The organism is Paenibacillus sp. FSL E2-8871 (assembly GCF_038000345.1).
Taxonomy (GTDB): Bacteria; Bacillota; Bacilli; order Paenibacillales; family Paenibacillaceae; genus Paenibacillus_AQ.
Map to the genome: position 1 here is coordinate 3,287,445 of NZ_JBBOBV010000001.1, position 22,144 is coordinate 3,309,588.

Below are 22,144 nucleotides of genomic sequence, written 5' to 3' on the forward strand. Positions count from 1 at the left end.
CCTATACAAGTAACTCTATAAATGAACTTAATATGTAATCCACTTCCTCATCAGCAAGCGATGTATGCAAAGGCAACGTAATCTCATTTTTATACATATTAAATGCATTGGGATAATCCGCTATATCAAATCCTAAGTTTTTATACGCTGTATGCATTGGCAATGGCTTATAATGAACATTAGTTGAAATCCCTTTTTTTGCCATGCTTTCTATAACCCAATTTCTATACCCCTCATCTTTTCCAATAAGCCTTACTAAGTACAAATGTCCACTTGAAGTAAATATTTCATCAGAATGATTTAATGTTCTAACATTTAATTTATTAAGCCTTGAGTCATACTTTCCGATAATTTTTTTACGTTTTTCTAACATCTCTTGGTATCTTCTTAATTGAACGAGACCTATAGAAGCCATGATATCAGTCATATTGCACTTATATGCTGGTAAAACAATATCATACTCCCAAGCTCCTAACTTTGACTTAGCCAAAGCATCTTTACTTTGTCCATGCAATGTTAATAGCATGAATTTCTTGTATATCTCCTCATTATCAAACCCATTAATTGTTTTCCAAGTCACTGCACCACCTTCTGCTGTCGTAAGGTTTTTAACAGCATGGAAAGAAAAACTTGTAAAATCTGCTACTGCACCGCTTATTCTATTTTTATATCTTGCTCCAAAAGAATGAGCTGCATCGCCAATTACTACAACTCTTCCTATAGCCTCCTGAAGGTCATTATTAGGTTTGAAAAGTTCTTTTTTTCTATTTATAGCTTCGTAAATTCTATCGTAATCACACATCACACCAGCGATATCTACTGGTATAATTGCTTTAGTCTTCTCTGTAATAGCCTCTTCAATTGCAGCATAGTTAATATGAAAGGACTCCCTACCAGAATCGATGAGAATAATCTTTGCGCCTACGTGGTGAATTACACTAGCTGAAGCTGTGTAAGTATAAGCTGAAGTTATAACTTCATCCCCTGGACCTATACCTAGAAGTCTTAAAGTCATTTCCATACACGCAGTTGCTGAATTCATCGCAACTGCTTTTGGTGCAGAACAATAATCAGCTATTTTTCTTTCAAATAATTTTGTTTTTGGACCAGTTGTGATCCAGCCTGATTTCAAGGTATCTATCACTTCATCAATTTCAGATTCTGTAATATCAGGTGGAGAAAAAGAAATATTTCTTAATTTTATATTAGTCATAAGCTCTCCTCATATTTAAAATAATACAGGTATATTAGATTTTGGTTTAGATACACTGCGCACGCAAATATATTAAATCGGCTGACAGAGCGATTTGACATTGAGCTTCTGCATTTACGAGTGTTTGCGAATGCCCTTACGATAAATCTTTACGATGCTAACCAGTTATCACACCGCCACTCCATATTTTCTCATGCTTGAAGCATATATTTTCTAGTATATTGATTACTGAAATACATTTTTCTGAAATAATGAATAACATCTGTGTTTAAAAAGCGACATAAGCCTAATATTAGTACTACTCTTAATTAAATGAATACAGATCTCTAATTTAAGATCTGTATTCATCAATTAATTACATGTCTTTAGCTTTATCCATACCTTTTTGCAATTCCATTTCAAATGTAGCCCTATATTGATTAATTACATCTGTAGGATAATCATTATTGTTTAGTTTTTGTTCAGCATCAGCTACTATACTATTGAAGCTAGCAGTAAACGCTGAAAGTTGTTGTACACCTTTAGCCTTAATACTCTTTTTACTCGCTTCATCTTTTGCTCCGAGATATTCTAAAGCAATACTCATTAATGTCGATTGGCTTTGATCTTTGAGTGCAGTAAGTTTGGCTTCCGTTTCACTAGTAATGGATTCATAAGAAACTTTACCAGTTCCCGCTGAACCAGCACCAACTGCACCGGTTGAATCTGTTGGTGCTGATGTCACTACTGGAGATGTATCCTTAGTGCCACCTTGCTCTTGATAAGCCTTTGAAGCAGCAGTAATAGTCTTCGTCTTCTGATCCCAGCTAATGTTATGACCTACAGATTCCGATAAAAAACGTAGAGGTACATATAAGGAACCATTCAAGATAAAACTGGATTGCCCCGTAGGTAATACCTTCGTTCCACCGTTAAATACATAGCTTGCTTTAACTTGATTGAGTACAAGATTCTTAGATACTACTGAAGCACTATTCCCGTTTGTTGCATTCATTAGGTACTCTTTAATCACTACTAGCTCCGAACTGCTAGGCTCTGCTATAGTAACCTTAATGTTTTTAGCATCCCAAGCTACACTCTTCTGCAATGCATACGACATAAACCGTAATGGAACATAGGTTGTATTGTTATACATAAACACGTACTGCCCTACTGGTGGTTGAATGCTAACACCGTCAAAAATCATCTTCACATTCATGCTTTGTACTTTGACTGTAGCTGTTGCCGCCTTACTCGTTGTACTAGATACTGCTGCAGCTGATGCAGATATAGGAGCTGATGCCGTTAATGGTGCCAATCCGATGGATGCTACTAGAAGCAATGCTACTGCTGGTATTGTTGCTTTAGACATACTTATTCACTTCCCTTTTCTTTCGCTTTTGATTGTTCTTCTTTAAGAACTTGGTCACGTGTCTTCCCTTGACTGACACCGTACTTCTTAGCAATCTCTGAAAGCTCATTATATTGTTCTTCGGATACTTTACCGAGAATGATACTACGTGCTTCATACTTGTCCTCTGAAGTTAGACCACCTTTAGCTAATTCTTGAAGTCTTTTAATGTCCGAGACACTTAGTTGCCCTAAGACAATGGTTACGACATCCGCCTTCTCTTTCACAGTTACATTCTCTTTTATTTTCTGTGCTTTTTCAGGTGATACATTTACACTATAACCATCCGTATTCAATTCCCTATTTGTAGTTAATGAAGTTTCCGTTGGCTCACTGGTGGCAGAAGCTTCTTTGCCTCCACCAGTTTTACCATTATCCTTATCCTTAGTACTTTGATTACTGCTTCCCTTATCATCTGTTGATGGAGCAGGTGTTGCAGAAGCTACAGGTTCGACCTTATCATCTGCTACTGTTTCTTCAGGTGCAGTTCCTTGATCTTGCCCACCACTAACTTGATCCTCAGACTCCAGATCAAAACCATCTGCCATTGAATTCATCAGCTTATCCACAGCATAATTAGCAGCGAACAGACCACCTACACCCAGAACTACAATGATTGACAGCGTCCATAAAAGGATCTTTTTCCATCGTTTGTTGAACACTTATGTATCCCCCTTTATGAATGATTTAGCTGATAGCAACTTGGGCAACGGGCTGCATCGGTACAATCTGATTGATTATTTCGCGAATAACTTCAGGTTCTTCGGCGAGAACACGTTCCAAGCGTTTAAATTCCAGTTCTAGCTGATTCAGACTTATCACATTAGGTCTACCGATAAAGATTCTCCCATGATCTGTAGAGCCTAAATTCTCTTCATCTGTTAATAGTTCTTCATATAACTTCTCGCCCTCACGAATACCGGAGAACTGAATATCAATATCCCTATAAGGTTCATAACCAGAGAGAGTAATCAAATCTTCCGCTAACGTTAGAATCTTTACTGGTTCTCCCATATCCAGAATGAACACTTCGCCACCTTTGGCAAAAGAACCCGACTGGATTACAAGCTGAACGGCTTCTGGAATCGTCATAAAATAACGGACCATTTCTGGATGAGTAACCGTGACTGGTCCACCAGCAGCAATCTGCTCTTTAAATGCCGGAATTACACTTCCACGACTGCCAAGCACGTTCCCAAAACGAACGGCTGAGAACTTTGTTCTACTTGTGGTATGCAGGCTTTGTACATACATTTCAGCAATCCGCTTAGTTGCACCCATCACACTCGTTGGGTTAACCGCTTTATCCGAAGAGATCATTACAAATCTCTCCGCACCATATTTATCTGCACAATCCGCAACATTCCTTGTTCCAAAAACATTATTCTTAATGGCTTCGGAAGGGTTTCGTTCCATCAATGGAACGTGTTTATGTGCTGCCGCATGAAAGACAACATGTGGCTTATGGCTGCTGAATACGTCCATCATCCGACTGCGGTCCTGCACATCCGCGATTACGGTAACAATATTCAGATCAGGAAACTTCTTACGAAGCTCCATTTCAATCATATAAATGCTGTTCTCTCCGTGTCCAAGTAACATTAACTTGTCGGGACCAAATGGGGCAATCTGCCGACAGAGCTCTGAACCAATAGATCCACCAGCCCCCGTAACTAACACAGTCTTGTGGTGTACATAACCTAGAATACTGTTCAAATCTGCTATTATCGGCTCACGACCTAGTAAATCTTCAACGCTAACATCTCGCAGTTTTTTCACTGATATTTTTCCCGCGATCAGATCGTTAAGCGCCGGTATAATCTTTAGCTTGGCCCCTGTCTTCTTCGCAAGATTAATAATTTCAGAGATTTCAGTACGTGAAACGGAAGGCATAGCGATAATAATCTCATGAATTTCCCGTTCTTTCACAATAGCGGGAATCGCGTAACGATTGCCCAACACTGGCACACCCAATATAGACAAATGATATTTATTGATACTATCATCAATGAAACCTACTAGCTTCGTATGAGCAAAAGAAGGCCCCATCATTTCCCTAGCAATTAATATTCCACAATCGCCTGCACCTACAATTAGTGTATGGGTCTTAGTGTCTTTGTAATTGATTCGATCATTATGAAGTACTCTCCACAAAAATCGAACTCCACCTACTAATAAAAGAATAGTCTCCATCGACCGAACTTCTATGGCAAGAGGTACTCTATCCGGCAAAATTAGATACGCCAGTGCAAATGAAAATAAAGACCCTACTACAATAGCTTTAGAAACCGATATAATCTCACCGATACTGGCATATTGCCACATTCTTCGGTAAAGACCGAAGTATATCAGGCTTCCACCGAATGCAAATGTTGCAATCACACCAAATTGCAGCATCTGTACAACGTATTCCTGAAGAGCATGGTTAGGGTACCGAAACAAATAAGATGTCACAATACTGAACCAAATGATCGCAAGATCAATGAAGAATAAAAGAATCACTCTAGATTTCGCTGTCATTTTCAGTGCCTCCAAAAACAACATTATTGTTAAAGAACAAATCAATTTCCATAGTAGTAGTAATAGTAACCTTCGCTGGCTTTACGTTTTACATTATTGAGAACCACGCCAAGCATTTTTGCACCTACACGATCGAGGTTAGCTTTAGCTTTTACAGCAATATCCCGCTTTACCTTGCCATAGCTGACAACCATAATGACACCATCACTCTTGGAAGCCATGATCTGCGCATCTGTAACCGCCAATAACGGTGGAGTATCAATAAGAATGACATCATAACGCTGGCGCAAGTCCTGCAAAAGAGTACTCATCCGATTAGAAGCCATCATTTCTGCTGGATTTGGAGGAATCGGTCCTGAGGTCATAATGGAAAGATTGGAAACACCAGAATCTTGGACAGTATCCTCAAGAACCGCCTGCTGCGACAGTAGTGAAGATAGCCCAAATCGGTTACTAAGCGAAAAAGTCTTATGTGCTGTCGGTTTTCGCAAATCACCGTCAATCAACAATACCTTCTTATCTGCCTGTGCGTAAGCCGCAGCTAAATTAGCAGAAACAGTTGATTTACCTTCCTCCGGTCCGGACGAAGTTACCATGATTACTTGAATAGTCTCATCTACAGAGGAAAAATCAATATTCGTGCGTAGCGCACGAAACGCTTCAGATACAGGGGAGCGAGGGTTCGTAACGGTAATCAGATGACGTTGTTTATTTGGCAGCTGTGACATGTTCGAGTTCGCCCGCCTTTCTGGATGTTTGCGTCTGTGCCTGTGTTGCGCCTTGTTTGCTTTCTTCTGAACCCAATCTTGTAATCATCGCTATCGTTGGTAGACCAAGATATTTCTCAATATCGGCTTCAGTCTTCAGCGTATCGTCCATGTATTCCAGCAAGAAAGCAATCCCTAAACCAATCATCAAGGAAACGATGAAAGCTATAGCCATATTCATTAAGACATTCGGTTCTACGGGTCTTGGCTCGTTAAGTGGATTCACTTTGGCCTCATTCAGAATCGATACGTTCTCCACGTTAAATAGGTTAGGAATCTCATCCTTGAATACAAGTGAAATGGCATTCACGATTTCAGCGGCTCGCTGATACGAATTATCTCGAACGACAAGTGTCATCACCTGCGTATTATTGACGGAGCTCACATTAACCTTCTTCAACAGCTCTTCTGCAGTAATATTGAACTGCGGATAATCTCTCGTAACAATATCAAGGATGGCCGGAGTCTTAATAATTTCCTTATACGTATTAATCAATTGAATATTAGTATTAATCTGGTTCAAATCAAGCTGCGCTGCTGCCGATTGAGTCGGAGTCTGGTTAACAATAATCTTAGTGGATGCTTCATACACCGGATTCTTAATATACAGACTGTACACACCAGCAACACCGCACACCAAAACAACTATGCTAGCAATCAGCCATAGTCTCTTCCTGACGATCTGAAAATAATCGCGAAGATCCAATTCTTGTGATGACAAGTGTAATTACCTCCAAGCTATTTCTGAAATATTTCGTTACTATAGTACAGCACTTCCCTATTGGCAAAAAATTGCCCCCTCTCACCTACATGAGAGGAGGCTATATACTATACTTTTAAATTTACTTACTTGAAGTTAATAGTACGGTAGATAATTACTGCTGCTTCAGCACGAGTAGCCGTATTGTTCGGGTTGAACTTACCAGCATTTCCGATAACCAAGTTATGATCTGCTGCGAATGCTACGCCATCTCTCAAAGATGCACTGATCTTAGCAGCATCGGAGAATTGGCTGATTGCCGTTACATTCGTTGTTGCAGCTGGATTGATAGATTTCACTGCACGGGAGATCATTGTTGCCATCTCTGCACGTGTGATGGTTGCATTAGGATCGAACTTAGCCGCACTGCGTCCAGTAATGATTCCTTTTTCTGCTGCAACTGCTACATATGGTGCATACCAAGCAGATGAACTTACATCACTAAAGCTTTGTACGGCAGAGTTGTTCTCCAGATTAAGCGCACGAATCAACATTTTAGCGAACTCTGCACGAGTTACATTGCTCTTCGGTGCGAATTTGCCTTCGCCCACGCCTTCAATCGCGCCTTTTGCAGCTACGACTTGAATTTGTTTGCCAGCCCAAGCTTGTACACTAGCAATATCCGTAAAGTTTACTTTATTCTCAAGCACTGCATAGGATGAGAAAGTATCACGTGGTTCTACGATGAACTCTCCATCAAGCACACCACCTTGGAATTGCAGGCTACCGTATACAAGCTTCGCTACGGACAGCAATTCTTTATCAAGACCATCAGTATTCTTAAGCGGAAGTTTAATGGTAATTGGTTGTTTGAATGTGCTTGTTGCTACACCGTTCACGCTAAGTGCAAATTCATACACATCCGAAGCCAATTTCAGTTTGGTAACAGAAGTTACAACTTCTGGTTTAGCGGTAGTTACTGTCAATGCAATAGCTGTGCTGAACTGACTTACAGGAATCGTTACTGTTACACCATTGAACGTAACCGCGATATTCGCAACACCTTTAGCTTTTGCAGCTTCAATAATTGCTTGGGAAAGCGGAACTTCAACTGTAGTAGCGCTTACTGTTCCCAGATTCAGGGTCAAAGTAAGACCTGTTTTGCCAGAATTCGCTGCAACTAGCTTATCCAACTCTTTAATTACATCGGCATCTACCAATTTCAATGTTGCTTTACCGTCAACAACACTTACTAGCTTGGATACGTCGTAGATTCCTGGAGTTGGAGCAGGAGTTACAGGAGTTGTAACATTTCCATTTCCACCATTGCTACCACCATTACCGTTACCGTTGCCGTTGCCATTATCGCCCAATCCATACGCTTTAACGTAAGCAAGTGCAAGTGATTTCGCCGCAGGCTTCGCAGATTTAATCGTATTATTCAGGTTCTTCAATGTTTGCTTCACATCACTAGCAGTAACTCCAAGATTTTGCAACGCTTGGCTTACTGTAAGAGCTCCTGCTCCTGTAGTGTGGCTCAATACTTTCGCAATAGCCTCATCCAACAAAGTATCGTAACCAGATTCAGATTTGAGAATTTCCAACAACTCTGCAGTTGTCTTGCTGCTAACCAGTGTACGAAGTTCTGTTTCTACACTGATTAAGAATTCAGAAACACTATCTACAGTAAGACCAGACACACCCGCTTTAGTTGCAATTTTGCTCAACAGGGCAATATTTTTGTCGTCGTTACGGATAATTTGAATTCCGGAGAAATCGTTCCCATAGACATCATATACTACACTAGTAACACTTTGGAACAATTTAAGGGAGGTTGTCTTTTCTTCTTTCTCCAAAGCAAGCTTATCCAGAATCGGAGCAAAAATCTTTTCGAAAGTCGCCTGATCCAACTCAGCAACCTCATTTTTCAAATTATAGAGGTAAACTACATCTGTTGCAGAGAGTTGCTTGTAAACATTAAGAACTTTCTCCTTAACTGCTGTACTGCTGCTAACTGTAGCTGCAGATGCTGTACCTACTGCTCCAAGATTACCCAACGGAAGACCCGCTACGGATGCTGCTACCATACTTGCTGCCAATGTTGATACTACTAGTTTCTTTTTCAAAGTCACTAAATATCCACCTCTTTATATGTATTTAAATTCCTTTTGTTACTATAGTCCTAGACTATTTCACCTTATGTCTACACTATTACGTATATCAACGATTCACCCAATAAAACCCATTCTACCACTATTAGGTAGATTAGTCAGCCCTTTCGGGAAAAAATGCCAAACAATTTGTGTCGATTCCCCCTTTTTTGTACGTGATTACCACGAATAACCTCTCCATTTGCCACAATTTGCTGAGAGTTCTCGCGCATATAGTCGCGCATCCCAGGACCTAATTCTTTCTCTAAAACCACATAAGCAGCATTTAATCCAAAAGGACGATGAACACTGTCATGTGCATCAGAGGCCAACACATGTACTGCATTTCTACGACATAACTCCAGGGATAGCTTCTGAAGTTTATTCCCGAAGACGCCTGCAAGACTTTGTGCGGTTACCTGACCGAGTGTTCCCAGTTCTATCAATCTTTCTAACTTAGAAGGATCAGCAGCTACTTCAGCATTACGCTCCGGATGGGCGATGACCGGAACGAACCCTTGAATGATCAACTCGTGACAGATTTCTTCCATGTTGCGTGGGACTCGTGAAGAAGGCATTTCTAGCAAAATATACCGCGAGTCTGCAAGACTTAGCAGTTGCCCCCGCTCCAGATCATCCAGTAAATCTCCGTACACTCTGATTTCCTGACCTGGAAGAACAAGCAGTGGATTGCCATGCTGACGAAGTTTCTCATTCATCAGATCCACTGCTTCTCTTATACTAGCGGAGTTATTCATATATTGACCGTTGGCGTGATGTGGTGTGGCAATGACGGATGTAATTCCGTCCCTATAGGCGTCTTGCGCCATGGCGAGAGCGGATTCCCAATCAGTAGCTCCGTCATCCATAAAGGGTAAGATGTGGCAATGGATATCTTTCATATGTTATCTATCGGTCCCTTCACATAGAAAATTTAGTTTTACGACAAAAAAATACAACCATTCCCAGATGGAATGGTTGCTTGATTGTAAATGAGTTCTTGTCTTATGCTTCAGTAGGTTCCTCTTGCTGAGGTTCATTTCCATCTATTTCAGCATCTTCAGAATCTGGAGAGGAGAGAACATACCCATCGATCAATCCCCAAAGTTCTTCTTTACCAAGGCCAATCTCTGAAGAGAATGGAATGAAATTATCCCCTGGCAGCACGCCAAGCTCCTGCTTCATGATCTTGATATGCTTTTGCCAGCGAGTCTTCGGAATCTTATCCGCCTTAGTCGCTACTACACACATAGGAAGATCATAATGCTTCAACCAGTCGAACATCATCTTATCATTGCTGGTCGGCGGATGACGCAGATCCACGATGAGCAGAACAAGCTTCAACGTATCGCGCTCAGATAGATATTTTTCCACCATCTTGCCCCATGTTGCACGTTGCGTCTTCGACACTTTAGCATATCCGTAACCTGGAAAGTCAACAAAATACATGCTGTCTTCATTGATACGGTAATAGTTCATATGCTGGGTCTTACCTGGAGTGGAGCTTGTCCGAGCCAGATTCTTGCGGTTAATCATTCGGTTAATGAGGGATGACTTCCCTACATTGGAGCGCCCTGCCAGAGCAACCTCTGGCAAAGCATCATCAGGGTATTGATCAGGGCCAACGGCACTGATTATAAATTCGGCAATATTAACTTTCATAGGACTTCCTTTCTAATGCACACTACTCGGTGGCTCACTGCTAATTTCATTATGATGCTCAACTAACGCATGATGCAAGACCTGATCCATGTTAGATACTGGTATGAACTCCACATCATTGCGTACGCTCTCTGGAATTTCTTTCAGATCACGTTCATTGTCTTTGGGAAGAAGGATCTTTTTATATCCAGCACGGTGTGCAGCTAAAGACTTCTCTTTCAGTCCACCGATCGGCAATACACGTCCACGTAGGGTGATCTCACCGGTCATAGCCACATCTTTCGAAACATAACGCTTCGTGAGTGCAGAAATCAAAGCGGTAGCAATCGTAATCCCTGCAGACGGGCCATCCTTCGGAATCGCACCTTCAGGAATATGGATATGAATATCAATCTTCTCATAAAAATCGGGCTGGAGCCCCAGCTCCTCCGCCTTCGAACGTGTATAACTGAAAGCGGCCTGCGCCGACTCCTTCATTACATCGCCCAGTTGTCCAGTAAGTGTCAGCTTGCCCGTTCCCTGCACAACAGTCACTTCGATCAGCAGCGTATCGCCACCAACCTCAGTCCAGGCCAGTCCAGTTACTGTGCCAATCTGATCTTCAAGCTCCGCCATACCGTAACGGTATTTCGATGCACCTAAGTAATCCTTGATGTCATCCGGCAGAATGACTACACTTTCTTTTTCCTTGGACACAATCTGTTTCGCGGCTTTGCGGCATAACGCTGCAATCTGCTGCTCCAAATTACGCACACCGGATTCACGAGTATATTCGCGCACGATACGCAATAAACTGTCGTCTTCGATGATCAGCTGATCTTCTGCAAGACCATGGTTCTTCTTCTGCTTCGGCAAAAGATAACGGCTACCGATCTGCAATTTCTCCAGTTCCGTATAACCCGGAATGAATAACATTTCCATCCGATCAAGTAGCGGACGCGGAATGTTATGCACTACATTCGCTGTTGTAACAAACATAACGTTCGATAAATCAAACGGCAACTCGACGAAATGATCGCTAAACGTATTGTTCTGTTCTGGGTCCAATACCTCAAGCAATGCTGAGGATGGGTCGCCACGGAAATCTGCAGCCATTTTATCAATCTCATCTAGCAGGATAACCGGATTAATCGTTCCCGCTGTCTTCATCCCTTGAATGATTCGGCCTGGCATCGCACCCACATAAGTCCGGCGATGACCACGGATCTCCGCTTCATCACGTACACCGCCAAGCGAAATGCGAACGAACTTACGATTGAGTGAACGGGCGATGGAACGAGCGAGTGAGGTTTTGCCCACACCTGGAGGCCCTACAAGACATAGGATCGGACCTTTTAGCTTCTTCACCAACTGCTGAACGGCTAAATATTCCAATACCCGTTCCTTTGGTTTTTCCAAACCGTAGTGGTCCTCATCGAGTACTTGTTCTGCCTTCTTAATGTCGAGGTCATCTTCTGTCTGTTCATTCCAAGGAAGACCCAGCAGCCAATCCACATAATTGCGAATTACGCCACCTTCCGCTGAGCTCACTGGCATTTTTTCCAGACGATCGATTTCCTTCTCCATCTTCTCTTTCACGCGTTCCGGCAAATTCTTCTCTTCCATGAGATTCCGCAGTTCTTCCGCTTCTCCCACCCGGCCTTCCTTCTCGCCGAGTTCTTTCTGGATCGCTTTCATTTGCTCGCGCAAATAATATTCCTTCTGCGTCTTCTCCATCTGCTTCTTCACACGTTGATTGATCTTGCGTTCAAGCTCCAGCACTTCACGCTCATTATTAAGAATATCAAGAAGCTTCTCTAGCCGTTTACTGACATCAATCGTCTCTAGAATTTCTTGCTTATCTTTAATCTTTAGCGATAAATGACTCGTAATAACATCCGCAAGACGACCAGGCTCCTCAATATCGGATACAGCAGCCAGTGTCTCTGGTGTCACTTTTTTGGATAACGTTATATAGTGTTCGAACTGATTAAGTACTGTACGCATCAGCGCGTCACACTCTTGATCGCCATCTTCCTCTTCTGGTAGCTCGCGCGCCATAACCTCATAATACTCATCATTATCGATATAATTAATAATTTCGGCTCGTTCTACACCCTCAACCAGTACACGAATCGTACCGTTTGGCAGCTTCAGCATTTGCCGCACATTCGCGACAGTACCGACCCGAAAAATATCGTCCTGACCAGGCTCTTCAATATTCACTTCCGACTGTGAACACAGAAGAATTAAATTATCTTCAACCATAGCTTTTTCTAGTGCCCGAACTGACTTCTCACGGCCCACATCCAAGTGAAGAACCATGCTTGGGTACACAAGAAGACCTCTTAGCGGTAATAAAGGAAAACGACGACCTTTTGTTTTATTTGTCATCATCGCTTTCGCACCTCCCATGGCTCTCAATTAATCTCATATGAATTCATTCTAACAAAAGCAGCCCCAAAACACCAACAAAGTACTTGCAATTTAAGAATAAACAACCTTATTATCCTTAAAAAACGGCAACGTTTCTCCAAGAAATGTAAGGATTATGGAAAGTGTGAATCTATACTTTAAAAAAGGAAGCAGCAGACACGCCTGCGGCTCCCTTTTTTTCACAGTGGCAAGTCACGATTTACTTATCGAAACCATAACACACCCTAGCTTACATTTTTGGTAATAATTTAAGCTCAACCCTTTGCAGACTCGCCAGCGGCATCAGCCTTCAGAAGTGAGGGTGCTGCTGAGAATAGCTCTCCAGCTACTGCTGGAAGCCTTACATCTGCTGTATCGGCGCCAAACAGATGACGGAATACTTCCTCCACCGTTTCCATTGGAATGACGCGTAGTGGGGCGAGGTCAGCGAATAGGGACTGCCAGTTTTCTTTTGGAATAAGCACCGTAGTAGCTCCTGCCTGAAAAGCAGCCTCCACCTTCGCAATTACACCACCAACAGGCTTCACACGCCCATGTATGCCTATCTCACCAGTGATCGCTACGGTATTATCCACTGGAAGACCACGAATAGCGGAGACGATAGCAACTGCCATCGCAACCCCTGCTGAGGGTCCGTCAATGGGTGTTCCACCTGGAAAGTTCACATGCAGATCATAACGGTCTGGTTCCAGATTCATGGTACGCAGTACGGTCAATACGTTCTCAACGGAGCCTTTAGCCATGCTCTTTCTCCGAATCGTGCGAGAACCTCCACCAATCTCTTCCTCATCTACTACTCCGGTTACGTTCAATCTACCTTGACCGTTCTGCGCAGGTGCTGCGGATACTTCGATCTCGAGCAAGGTGCCCATTCCTGGTCCATACACTGCAAGTCCGTTAACCAATCCAATCTGCGGCGCGGAAGGAATCTTGCGCTCTGTTCGAAGTGGAAGCTGGCTACTGCCTGCCACCCATTCTACATCAGCAGCACTTAGCGTATCTCTCTGCTCCGTTAGCGCTAGTCCAGCAGCGAGCTGAATCATATTGACCGCCTCCCGGCCATTTGTTGCATATTGCTGCACAACAGTGACTGCTTCAGGGCTGGGCTTCAGTCCGATCTTCTGTATCGCGTCACGCGCGATGACTGCAATCTCATCCGGCAATAGCGGACGGAAATAAATCTCCATGCAGCGTGAACGCAGCGCGGGAGAAATCTCATCCGGGGATCGCGTAGTCGCGCCTACTAACCGGAAATCAGCGGGTAAGCCATTTTGAAAAATATCATGAATATAAGCCGGAGTATTATTGTCCTCCGAATTATAATACGCGCTCTCTAGCAGAACCTTCCGGTCCTCCAGCACCTTTAGCAGCTTATTCATCTGAATGGGGTGAAGCTCACCGATCTCATCCAGAAAAAGAATCCCGCCATGCGCCTTCGTCACCGCTCCTGGCTTTGGCTGCGGCACACCTGCCACGCCCATAGCTCCAGCACCTTGATAAATTGGATCATGCACCGATCCGATTAACGGGTCGGCAATACCACGCTCATCAAAACGAGCGGTCGTCGCATCAATTTCAGTGAATTTGGCGTCACTTTTAAAAGGGGAAAGGACATTTTTTTTCGCCTCTTCCATGACCACGCGCGCCGCTGCAGTCTTGCCGACTCCTGGCGGACCATAAATAATCACATGCTGCGGATTAGCACTACATAGTGCGGCCTTCAGGGCGCGGAGCCCATCTTTTTGCCCAACAATATCTCCAATAGAAGCCGGCCTAGTTTTCTCCGACAATGGTTTGGTTAGTGAAATCATACGCATTTTCCGTAGTTTATCCAGTTCCTTACGCGACTCTCGGTCTACCGCCGTCTTGTTTGTCTTCTGACCCCGCAGCAGATTCCAAAAGTATACGCCGATAACCAGCGCGAAAAAGAGCTGCACGATCATCACAACTATACTTAATTCCATAGGTCATCCTCCTGTTTCGTTCAGTCTACCTTTCCACCTTTGGCTACTATTAGGTAGTATAGCCGTTTCGGTAATTAGTAAACGCACAATTGAGGATTTGTTGAATTGTTGTACAACCCCCTCCAAGAATTATAGGGAAAAACTCCCCGTAGTTGGAGGTGACGAGTCCTAATAAGTTATATACAGGGAAATTCTCCCTATAATCCATTGATTTCACGCTAAAACGGATGATTATCGTTAATTTATAGGGAACTTTTCCGTATAAACTCTCTTTTTTAACAAGATTGCTCTATTTACAGGGACATTTTCCCTATAACAAGCATGCAACCATAGCTATTTTTGAAAAAGTGCCTTTCTCTCCTCTTGATACCTCCTCTACTTACCCTCAATCCCAGTAATAAAGGACATCTCGTCCCAGCCTATACTCAACATTTTTAACACCGATCCCCCTTGTCACAGGTTTCAACCAGCCCTTTTCACACAACTTCATCAACATCAAACGTACCGTTTTGGGGTCCAAAGCAAAATACTCTGCTACATCTTTGGGACGAACTGTCCCTGCTCGGCGAACCACTAATCGCATGATTTCCTTCTCAGCAAGTAGCAGTTGACCACGTGGTGCATCTACAATTAAGTAACGACTTAGCACCACACGCAGCAGTGTAATGCATAGCTCAGGACGCTGTTCCACATCGTCATAGGCAAATGAAATTACTTGGTAACCCATTCCGTACAGAAACGTCTCACGATTTAGCTCATTACAATACTTCAGCCTGTCCATGTCCCTCACATGCGCAGCATACCCTTTGATCTCGAACAAGAGCTTGATAGGCCCCGGCAAAAAAGCATAATCCGCGAAATAAGATCGTCCGCGCCAATCCAGCACCTCATACTCCGGATGTAGATCATTGAAATCCCCACGAAGCGGCCACCATACATTCTGTAAAAACATTTCTTCGGCATGACGATGCCCTCTCTCTAGCCTTCCTCGTCGTTCCCCATTCCTGTTTGCTAGATGTTTCTCAATAAATGCTTCATGGGCTTGTTCATAATGCATTCAATGTCCCCCCTTAATCATTAATTCCACGCAAAAAAAACGCCCCGTTCCCACCACCGGATATACCGGGGGGTAACAGGGCGTTCTTCGCCACTTATTATGAATTGAATCATTAATTCGTAAAAGACCAAATTACTTTGATTGCACCGGAGGTGCAAGATTAGCGTGAGCACGCCCTGGAATTTCACCAGTTTCCTCATACGCTACAACAATCGCATCGATTTCCTTCTTCAGCTCGTTCACGAGTTCCGCTTCAGGCACCTTACGAATCATCTGACCGTAACGGAACAACAAACCTTCCCCACGGGCACCAGCAATACCAATATCCGCTTCACGCGCCTCACCAGGACCATTAACGGCGCAGCCGAGCACGGATACTTTAATAGGCACCTTAAGCTTCGAAATGTATTCTTCCACCTCATTAGCGATGGAGAAGAGATCTATATCAAGTCGTCCGCAAGTCGGACAAGAAATGAGTGTTGCCGCGTTAGAGATCAGACCGAAGGTCTTCAGCAGCTCGCGTGCCACCTTAACTTCTTCCACTGGATCAGCGCTAAGCGAGATACGCAGGGTGCTGCCGATGCCCATAGAGAGCAGTGCACCGATACCCGCGGAGCTTTTTACTGTACCGGCAAACAAGGTACCGGATTCTGTAATCCCAAGATGTAGCGGATAAGGAATAACTTCCGCAGCCTGACGATAAGCTTCGATGGCCATTGGCACATCGGATGCTTTTAAGGAAACGATAATGTCGTGGAAATCCAGCTCTTCCAAAATCCCAATATGGTACAGTGCACTTTCGACCATAGCTTCTGGAGTCGGGTATCCGTATTTCTCCAAGAGATGATTCTCCAAAGAACCGGCGTTTACACCAATCCGAATCGGAATTCCTTTTTCTTTACACGCTTTAACTACTGCTTCTACCTTCTCCCGACGACCGATGTTGCCCGGATTAATCCGTACTTTATCGATGCCGTTCTCAATAGCCATCAGCGCGAGCTTATAGTTAAAATGAATATCCGCTACGAGTGGGATATGAATCTGCTTCTTGATCTCCTTAATCGCGGCGGCTGCCTCTTCATTGTTGACAGTAACGCGTACCAGTTGGCAGCCTGCTTCCTCAAGCCGTAAAATTTCGGCTACAGTAGCCTCTACATCAGCTGTTTTGGTTGTACACATGCTTTGAATCGCAACCTCGTTGTTTCCCCCAATAATGAGCCCGCCAACATTGACAGGACGGGTTTGGTGTCTCAAGAACATGATTTTTCTCCCCCATAACGCCAAAGCTCCACCCCTTCGCAACCGCTAGTGAAGCGGGATAAGCGGAAGAAAGGTGGAGACAGTGACATGTATTGTTAAGGTAAGCGACTTACGCGCTTTCCTCTTTCTTTTTGTCTTTCTTAAGGTTCAATTCAGGCAAAGCCTTCTCTTGAACGACCTGCTCCGTGATCACACAATCCTTAATATCATCGCGTGAAGGAACTTCATACATCACATCAAGCATGATGCTCTCAATAATCGCGCGCAGTCCACGGGCTCCCGTATTGCGTTTGATCGCTTCCTTGGCAATCGCTTCGAGTGCCAACGGTTCGAACTTCAGCGCTACGTTATCCATTTCCAGCAGCTTGATGTATTGTTTCGTGAGTGCATTCTTAGGCTCGGAAAGGATACGCACCAGCGTATTCTCATCAAGCGGCTCCAAAGTCGAGATGACCGGTAGACGGCCTACAAATTCAGGGATTAATCCGAATTTGAGCAAGTCTTCAGGCAATACCATCGACAAATATTCGCCAGGCTTGAGATCCTTTTGTCCTTCAACTGCTGCGTTGAAGCCAATGACTTTTTTACCGATACGGCGTTTAATCATTTGCTCCAGACCGTCAAAGGCACCGCCCACGATGAACAAGATGTTCGTCGTATCAATTTGAATAAACTCTTGATGAGGATGCTTACGACCACCTTGTGGAGGTACGGAAGCAACCGTTCCTTCGAGAATCTTCAGAAGTGCCTGCTGTACACCTTCACCGGATACGTCACGAGTAATGGACGGGTTCTCGGATTTACGTGCCACTTTATCAATCTCATCAATATAGATAATGCCGCGTTCGGCTTTCTCCACATCATAATCTGCCGCTTGAATCAGCTTAAGCAGAATGTTCTCAACATCCTCGCCGACATAACCAGCTTCCGTTAGGGAAGTAGCATCTGCAATCGCAAACGGAACGTTGATAATCTTCGCCATCGTCTGTGCGAGCAAAGTTTTACCCGAACCTGTTGGACCGAGCAAAAGAATATTACTCTTCGTCAGTTCAACATCTTCGATTTTGCTTTGGCTGTTCACACGCTTATAGTGATTGTAAACTGCAACAGACAGCGATTTCTTCGCTTGCTCTTGACCGATTACATATTGATCCAAAATATCGCGGATTTCCTTTGGTTTCGGAATATCCTTCAGATCAAGCTCTTCCTCATGACCGAGCTCTTCTTCCACGATTTCCGTGCAAAGCTCGATACATTCGTCACATATATAAACGCCCGGTCCTGCTACAAGCTTACGAACCTGCTCTTGTGATTTGCCGCAAAAAGAACATTTCAATTGCCCTTTTTCATCATTAAATTTAAACATCTAACCACCCCTTTAAGATTTCATCGGTGAAGAAAGAACCTGGTCAATAAGCCCATATTCCTTGGCTTCTTCCGCGCTCATGAAGTTATCGCGGTCTGTGTCCCGTTCGATTTTTTCAAGGGGCTGACCTGTGCGATCTACATAAATTTGATTCAACTTCTGTTTCGTCTTGAGGATCCAATCGGTATGAATCCAAATGTCGGACGCTTGACCTTGAACACCACCGAGCGGTTGATGAATCATAACTTCGCTGTTAGTCAGCGCGTATCTTTTGCCCGGAGCCCCAGCTGTTAAAAGGAGCGATCCCATGCTTGCCGCCATCCCTACACAAATGGTTGAAACATCCGGTTTGATATATTGCATCGTATCGTATATACCCATGCCGGCTGTTACTGAACCACCGGGTGAGTTGAGGTACAAGTGAATGTCCTTCTCGGGATCATCTGCTGCAAGGAACAGCAGTTGAGCAATAACCAGATTGGCGACATCATCGTCAATCGCACTGCTTAAGAAAATAATGCGATCCTTGAGCAATCTGGAATAGATATCGTATGAACGTTCCCCACGACTTGTTGATTCCACAACCATTGGTACCAGACTCATGCCACCAACCTCTTTTCTCTATACAGATTAGTCTTATCGTTTCAAAAATATTTTAACACGTTCACGGCCCGATGTCATTTTTTCACTACAGCAGACCTGTCCACCGCTTGTGATAGTGACGTCATCAAGCCAATTTCCTTAATACCATACGCTCATACGGATACCTATGTAATCACATATATCTGTGCCCGAGGATAAAAATAAGGCACGTAACGAAACTTACGTGCCTTATCATATCTGTATGGAGGCCGATTGCTCGGCCGTTCTAGGTAGTTTGAAAAATCTTACTCAGCTTTAGCGTCTTCAGCAGCTGGTGCTTCTTCTACTGCTTCAACTTCTACACTATTGCTAACAAGGAAATCAATGGTTTTGCGCAAAGAAAGTTCTTCGCTCAAGCTGCCCAGTGAACCGTTAGCTGCCAAGATGCTGCGAATTTCTTCTGGAGTACGTTTGTAAGCTTCAGCCATAGTAGCCAACTCTTCGTTAACTTCTTCTTCGGAAACTTCAATGTTCTCTTGTTTAGCGATAACTTCCAGTACCAGGTTGTTGCGAACGCGTTTTTCAGCATCGCCTTTCATTTGGTTCTGCAAGTCTTCACGAGTTTGACCCGAGAAGCTCAGGAACATATCCATGTTCATACCTTGTTGACGAAGACGAGTGTCGAAGTCACGAACCATGTTCTCAACTTCGCTGTTGATCATTGCTTCTGGAATCTCAACTTCAGCGTTTGCTGCTGCTTTATCAACAACTGCGTTCTCGCGAAGGCCTTTCAGTTCATCCTGTTTACGGGATTCGAGCTGAGCTTTCAGATCTGCTTTGTACTCTTCCAAAGTTTCGAATTCACTTACATCTTTAGCGAACTCATCATCGAGTGCAGGAAGTTGTTTGCGTTTGATTTCGTGCAGTTTCACTTTGAATACTGCTTTCTTACCCGCAAGGTTCTCTGCATGGTATTCTTCAGGGAAAGTAACTTCAACATCTTTGAAATCTCCAGTGGACATTCCCACTACTTGCTCTTCAAATCCAGGAATGAAGGAGTTGCTACCAAGTTCAAGAGAATGACGCTCAGCTTTTCCGCCTTCGAACGGTACGTCATCAACATATCCGTCAAAATCGATCACAGCGATGTCGCCGTTAGCTGCCGCTTCTTCTTCAACTACTACGAGTTCAGCATGACGCTCTTGCAGACGAGCAAGCTCAGCGCTCAGCTCTTCTTCAGTCACTTCAGCTTTTTGTACTGGAACTTCCAGACCTTTGTAATCGCCGAGCTTCACTTCAGGTTTAACCGTGATCTTCGCTTTGAAGATAAAGGATTGACCTTTAGCAAATTGCTCAATATCAACTTCAGGACGGTCTACAGGGAAGATGTCAGTTTGTTCAACTGCTTCACCGTAAGCTTCAGGAAGAAGAATGTCGATTGCATCTTGGTACAAGCTTTCTACACCAAAACGGGATTCAAAGATCGGGCGTGGCACTTTACCTTTACGGAAGCCTGGTACGTTAGCTTTCTTAACGACTTTGTTAAAAGCTTTATCAAGTGCTGCTGCAACGCGTTCTGCGTCAACTTCTACTTCAAGAACTCCAAGGTTCTTCTCTATTTTTTCCCATGTTGCTTTCATATTATACTTTTCCCTCCAAAATATAGGTTCACAAGTTTACTTCAAAAAATGATACAATCCACGCACAGAATAACCATTATATTATATACAACATTACTTTATTTATCAAGTAGAGAAGTCTTTACAAAACCCTTGAGCGCACGATATGCCCCCTCAAATTGAAAGCGCATGCCGTCTGTAATGCCGTACATTCCACGAGTCTCCTCCTCTTGCCGTGTACCGTTTAAGCTCTCAGATACAAACTGGTGTAACGCCCCCGCCCAAATATCTAGTAGCGCGTCTTCCCCATCCAGTATTTTCCGATACTCTTCCGATCCATAAATCGACATGACGAACTGGCCCCAGAGCTCCTGTGCAAAATAATACAGCGTAGGCTCATGTACCTCCGCCTGCTCGGCTACCCGCTCGAGCACCTGACTCACCTGTGGTGGAAAATCCTCTGTCTGCAGCGGCACACTTTCAATCTCTACAATTGCTGTTTCGTGACCACGAATCAGATTCACTGTTCCCTGCATCCCACGCCGCCGAAGGGTCTGCAGGGTCCGAAATTGCAGCAGTGGGTGAACATTATCCCCCTGCAGCCATGCCGTCAGCGCCTCATCGACTCCGCCGCCTTCCAGATATGAAAGCTGCTCTAGTGCTAGGATTGTCGCCTCTGACAGCGGCTCATTCATTATCCGCTGCAGCAGCTTTTGAGGATACCCCGCATCCTCAGTCATTTTTGATTTGGCCAAGAGACGGGCCATATCTTCTTCCCTTAAATCTTCGTCTTCGGGGTGAACGGCTCCTTCCGCATCTCCATTCTGAGAGGCGTAGGGGAAAGCTGTTTCGAGCCATTCCAGCAGAGACCGCCATTCCTCGTAATTTCGTTCTTCCTGTCCTTGACACTGCAACAAAAAACGCAGCAGCTCCATCGCTTCCCCGTATCGTTCACTCTCCAGCATCACCGTAAGCTGGATTTGATAATAGTCCAGTGTCTTGGGAAACAGGACGATATTCTCTTTTGTGGCGGGGGAATCTGAATCTTTAATGAGGGCACCTCCTTATAGCTAATTATGTGAATTGAATTCTAAAACGTCATAAATGTTATTAAGACCTTAAGCTTCTTCCGAAACTTAATAATTGTAGATTATAGCATACCCCGTACTCTTTTTAAAAAACAGCTTGAAAAACATCGGCGTACATGATATGATAACTCCTGCTTGCTTTTCAGCCAGCAATCATGTCCCGGTAGCTCAGCTGGATAGAGCATGCGCCTTCTAAGCGCACGGTCAGGGGTTCGAATCCCTTCCGGGACGTCAGAGTAACAGCCTTCCTTCGGGGAGGCTGTTTTTGCGTTCAGGGGATGCGAACCTGGGAGAAGGCGTAGCCCTAGGGACAGAGCTAGGAGCAGAGCCTAGGGCTTAGGGTTCCATGAGGCTCAGGCCTCGATGTAGCTCACTTTTCAATGGAGCTCAG

17 protein-coding genes and 1 tRNA gene are annotated in these 22,144 nt (G+C 43.9%); 1 reads left to right on the plus strand and 17 read right to left on the minus strand.

Going from position 1 to position 22,144, the window contains the following annotated elements; all coding sequences use genetic code 11:
- Position 1 precedes the first annotated feature (1 nt).
- From NYE25_RS15115 to NYE25_RS15195, 17 genes are all read right to left on the minus strand, one after another.
- Positions 2-1,213, minus strand: a complete 1,212-nt coding sequence (locus tag NYE25_RS15115) for a DegT/DnrJ/EryC1/StrS family aminotransferase (protein ID WP_341146271.1) — start codon at positions 1,211-1,213, stop codon at positions 2-4.
- A gap of 355 nt (positions 1,214-1,568) precedes the next feature.
- Entirely contained in the window at positions 1,569-2,564 is a 996-nt protein-coding gene (locus tag NYE25_RS15120) for a copper amine oxidase N-terminal domain-containing protein (RefSeq protein WP_341146272.1), read from the minus strand.
- A 2-nt stretch (positions 2,565-2,566) separates the two neighbouring features.
- The gene (locus NYE25_RS15125; RefSeq protein WP_341146273.1) at positions 2,567-3,265 is read right to left on the minus strand and encodes a hypothetical protein; all 699 of its coding nucleotides are present in this window, start codon (positions 3,263-3,265) and stop codon (positions 2,567-2,569) included.
- 25 nt (positions 3,266-3,290) lie between these two features.
- Positions 3,291-5,123 carry a polysaccharide biosynthesis protein gene (locus tag NYE25_RS15130; RefSeq protein ID WP_341146274.1) on the minus strand — a complete coding sequence of 611 codons (1,833 nt, stop codon included), beginning with the start codon at positions 5,121-5,123 and terminating at the stop codon, positions 3,291-3,293.
- A gap of 41 nt (positions 5,124-5,164) precedes the next feature.
- Entirely contained in the window at positions 5,165-5,851 is a 687-nt protein-coding gene (locus NYE25_RS15135; RefSeq protein ID WP_042191248.1) for a CpsD/CapB family tyrosine-protein kinase, read from the minus strand.
- Positions 5,832-6,611: a YveK family protein gene (locus NYE25_RS15140; RefSeq protein WP_341146275.1), complete on the minus strand. Its 780-nt coding sequence runs from the start codon at positions 6,609-6,611 to the stop codon at positions 5,832-5,834. The genes NYE25_RS15135 and NYE25_RS15140 overlap by 20 nt, the downstream gene beginning before the upstream one ends.
- Before the next feature lie 125 nt (positions 6,612-6,736).
- Positions 6,737-8,722: an S-layer homology domain-containing protein gene (locus NYE25_RS15145; protein ID WP_341146276.1), complete on the minus strand. Its 1,986-nt coding sequence runs from the start codon at positions 8,720-8,722 to the stop codon at positions 6,737-6,739.
- A gap of 137 nt (positions 8,723-8,859) precedes the next feature.
- On the minus strand, positions 8,860-9,642 hold the full coding sequence (locus tag NYE25_RS15150) for a tyrosine-protein phosphatase (RefSeq protein WP_341146277.1): 783 nt from the start codon (positions 9,640-9,642) through the stop codon (positions 8,860-8,862).
- 103 nt (positions 9,643-9,745) lie between these two features.
- Positions 9,746-10,402, minus strand: a complete 657-nt coding sequence (gene yihA / locus NYE25_RS15155; RefSeq protein WP_042191256.1) for a ribosome biogenesis GTP-binding protein YihA/YsxC — start codon at positions 10,400-10,402, stop codon at positions 9,746-9,748.
- A 12-nt stretch (positions 10,403-10,414) separates the two neighbouring features.
- Complete coding sequence (gene lon / locus NYE25_RS15160; protein ID WP_042191259.1) at positions 10,415-12,778, minus strand: endopeptidase La; 2,364 nt, start codon at positions 12,776-12,778, stop codon at positions 10,415-10,417.
- Positions 12,779-13,071: 293 nt separating this feature from the next.
- A complete protein-coding gene (lonB, locus tag NYE25_RS15165; RefSeq protein WP_042191261.1) occupies positions 13,072-14,781 on the minus strand; it encodes an ATP-dependent protease LonB in 1,710 nt (569 codons plus the stop codon).
- Positions 14,782-15,166: 385 nt separating this feature from the next.
- The gene (locus tag NYE25_RS15170) at positions 15,167-15,838 is read right to left on the minus strand and encodes a type IV toxin-antitoxin system AbiEi family antitoxin domain-containing protein (protein WP_341146278.1); all 672 of its coding nucleotides are present in this window, start codon (positions 15,836-15,838) and stop codon (positions 15,167-15,169) included.
- Between the two features lie 132 nt (positions 15,839-15,970).
- The gene (gene ispG / locus NYE25_RS15175) at positions 15,971-17,098 is read right to left on the minus strand and encodes a flavodoxin-dependent (E)-4-hydroxy-3-methylbut-2-enyl-diphosphate synthase (protein ID WP_060621818.1); all 1,128 of its coding nucleotides are present in this window, start codon (positions 17,096-17,098) and stop codon (positions 15,971-15,973) included.
- 109 nt (positions 17,099-17,207) lie between these two features.
- Positions 17,208-18,464: an ATP-dependent protease ATP-binding subunit ClpX gene (gene clpX, locus NYE25_RS15180; RefSeq protein ID WP_042130648.1), complete on the minus strand. Its 1,257-nt coding sequence runs from the start codon at positions 18,462-18,464 to the stop codon at positions 17,208-17,210.
- A 12-nt stretch (positions 18,465-18,476) separates the two neighbouring features.
- Positions 18,477-19,067: an ATP-dependent Clp endopeptidase proteolytic subunit ClpP gene (gene clpP / locus NYE25_RS15185; RefSeq protein ID WP_036685049.1), complete on the minus strand. Its 591-nt coding sequence runs from the start codon at positions 19,065-19,067 to the stop codon at positions 18,477-18,479.
- A 284-nt stretch (positions 19,068-19,351) separates the two neighbouring features.
- On the minus strand, positions 19,352-20,686 hold the full coding sequence (gene tig / locus NYE25_RS15190) for a trigger factor (protein ID WP_341146279.1): 1,335 nt from the start codon (positions 20,684-20,686) through the stop codon (positions 19,352-19,354).
- Positions 20,687-20,784: 98 nt separating this feature from the next.
- Positions 20,785-21,600: a hypothetical protein gene (locus NYE25_RS15195; RefSeq protein WP_373455859.1), complete on the minus strand. Its 816-nt coding sequence runs from the start codon at positions 21,598-21,600 to the stop codon at positions 20,785-20,787.
- Positions 21,601-21,910: 310 nt separating this feature from the next.
- Between NYE25_RS15195 and NYE25_RS15200 the strand changes: the two genes are divergently transcribed.
- Positions 21,911-21,984, plus strand: a tRNA-Arg gene (locus tag NYE25_RS15200).
- The last annotated feature ends 160 nt before the right edge of the window (positions 21,985-22,144 follow it).

Coding starts and splice junctions, on each gene's coding strand:
- NYE25_RS15115 (WP_341146271.1), bottom strand. CDS start 1,213: ATGACTAATATAAAATTAAGAAATATTTCTTTTTCTCCACCTGATATT.
- tig (WP_341146279.1), bottom strand. CDS start 20,686: ATGAAAGCAACATGGGAAAAAATAGAGAAGAACCTTGGAGTTCTTGAA.
- NYE25_RS15130 (WP_341146274.1), bottom strand. CDS start 5,123: ATGACAGCGAAATCTAGAGTGATTCTTTTATTCTTCATTGATCTTGCG.
- clpP (WP_036685049.1), bottom strand. CDS start 19,067: ATGAGTCTGGTACCAATGGTTGTGGAATCAACAAGTCGTGGGGAACGT.
- clpX (WP_042130648.1), bottom strand. CDS start 18,464: ATGTTTAAATTTAATGATGAAAAAGGGCAATTGAAATGTTCTTTTTGC.
- yihA (WP_042191256.1), bottom strand. CDS start 10,402: ATGAAAGTTAATATTGCCGAATTTATAATCAGTGCCGTTGGCCCTGAT.
- ispG (WP_060621818.1), bottom strand. CDS start 17,098: ATGTTCTTGAGACACCAAACCCGTCCTGTCAATGTTGGCGGGCTCATT.
- NYE25_RS15120 (WP_341146272.1), bottom strand. CDS start 2,564: ATGTCTAAAGCAACAATACCAGCAGTAGCATTGCTTCTAGTAGCATCC.
- NYE25_RS15150 (WP_341146277.1), bottom strand. CDS start 9,642: ATGAAAGATATCCATTGCCACATCTTACCCTTTATGGATGACGGAGCT.
- NYE25_RS15135 (WP_042191248.1), bottom strand. CDS start 5,851: ATGTCACAGCTGCCAAATAAACAACGTCATCTGATTACCGTTACGAAC.
- NYE25_RS15170 (WP_341146278.1), bottom strand. CDS start 15,838: ATGCATTATGAACAAGCCCATGAAGCATTTATTGAGAAACATCTAGCA.
- NYE25_RS15195 (WP_373455859.1), bottom strand. CDS start 21,600: ATGGAGCTGCTGCGTTTTTTGTTGCAGTGTCAAGGACAGGAAGAACGA.
- lonB (WP_042191261.1), bottom strand. CDS start 14,781: ATGGAATTAAGTATAGTTGTGATGATCGTGCAGCTCTTTTTCGCGCTG.
- lon (WP_042191259.1), bottom strand. CDS start 12,778: ATGATGACAAATAAAACAAAAGGTCGTCGTTTTCCTTTATTACCGCTA.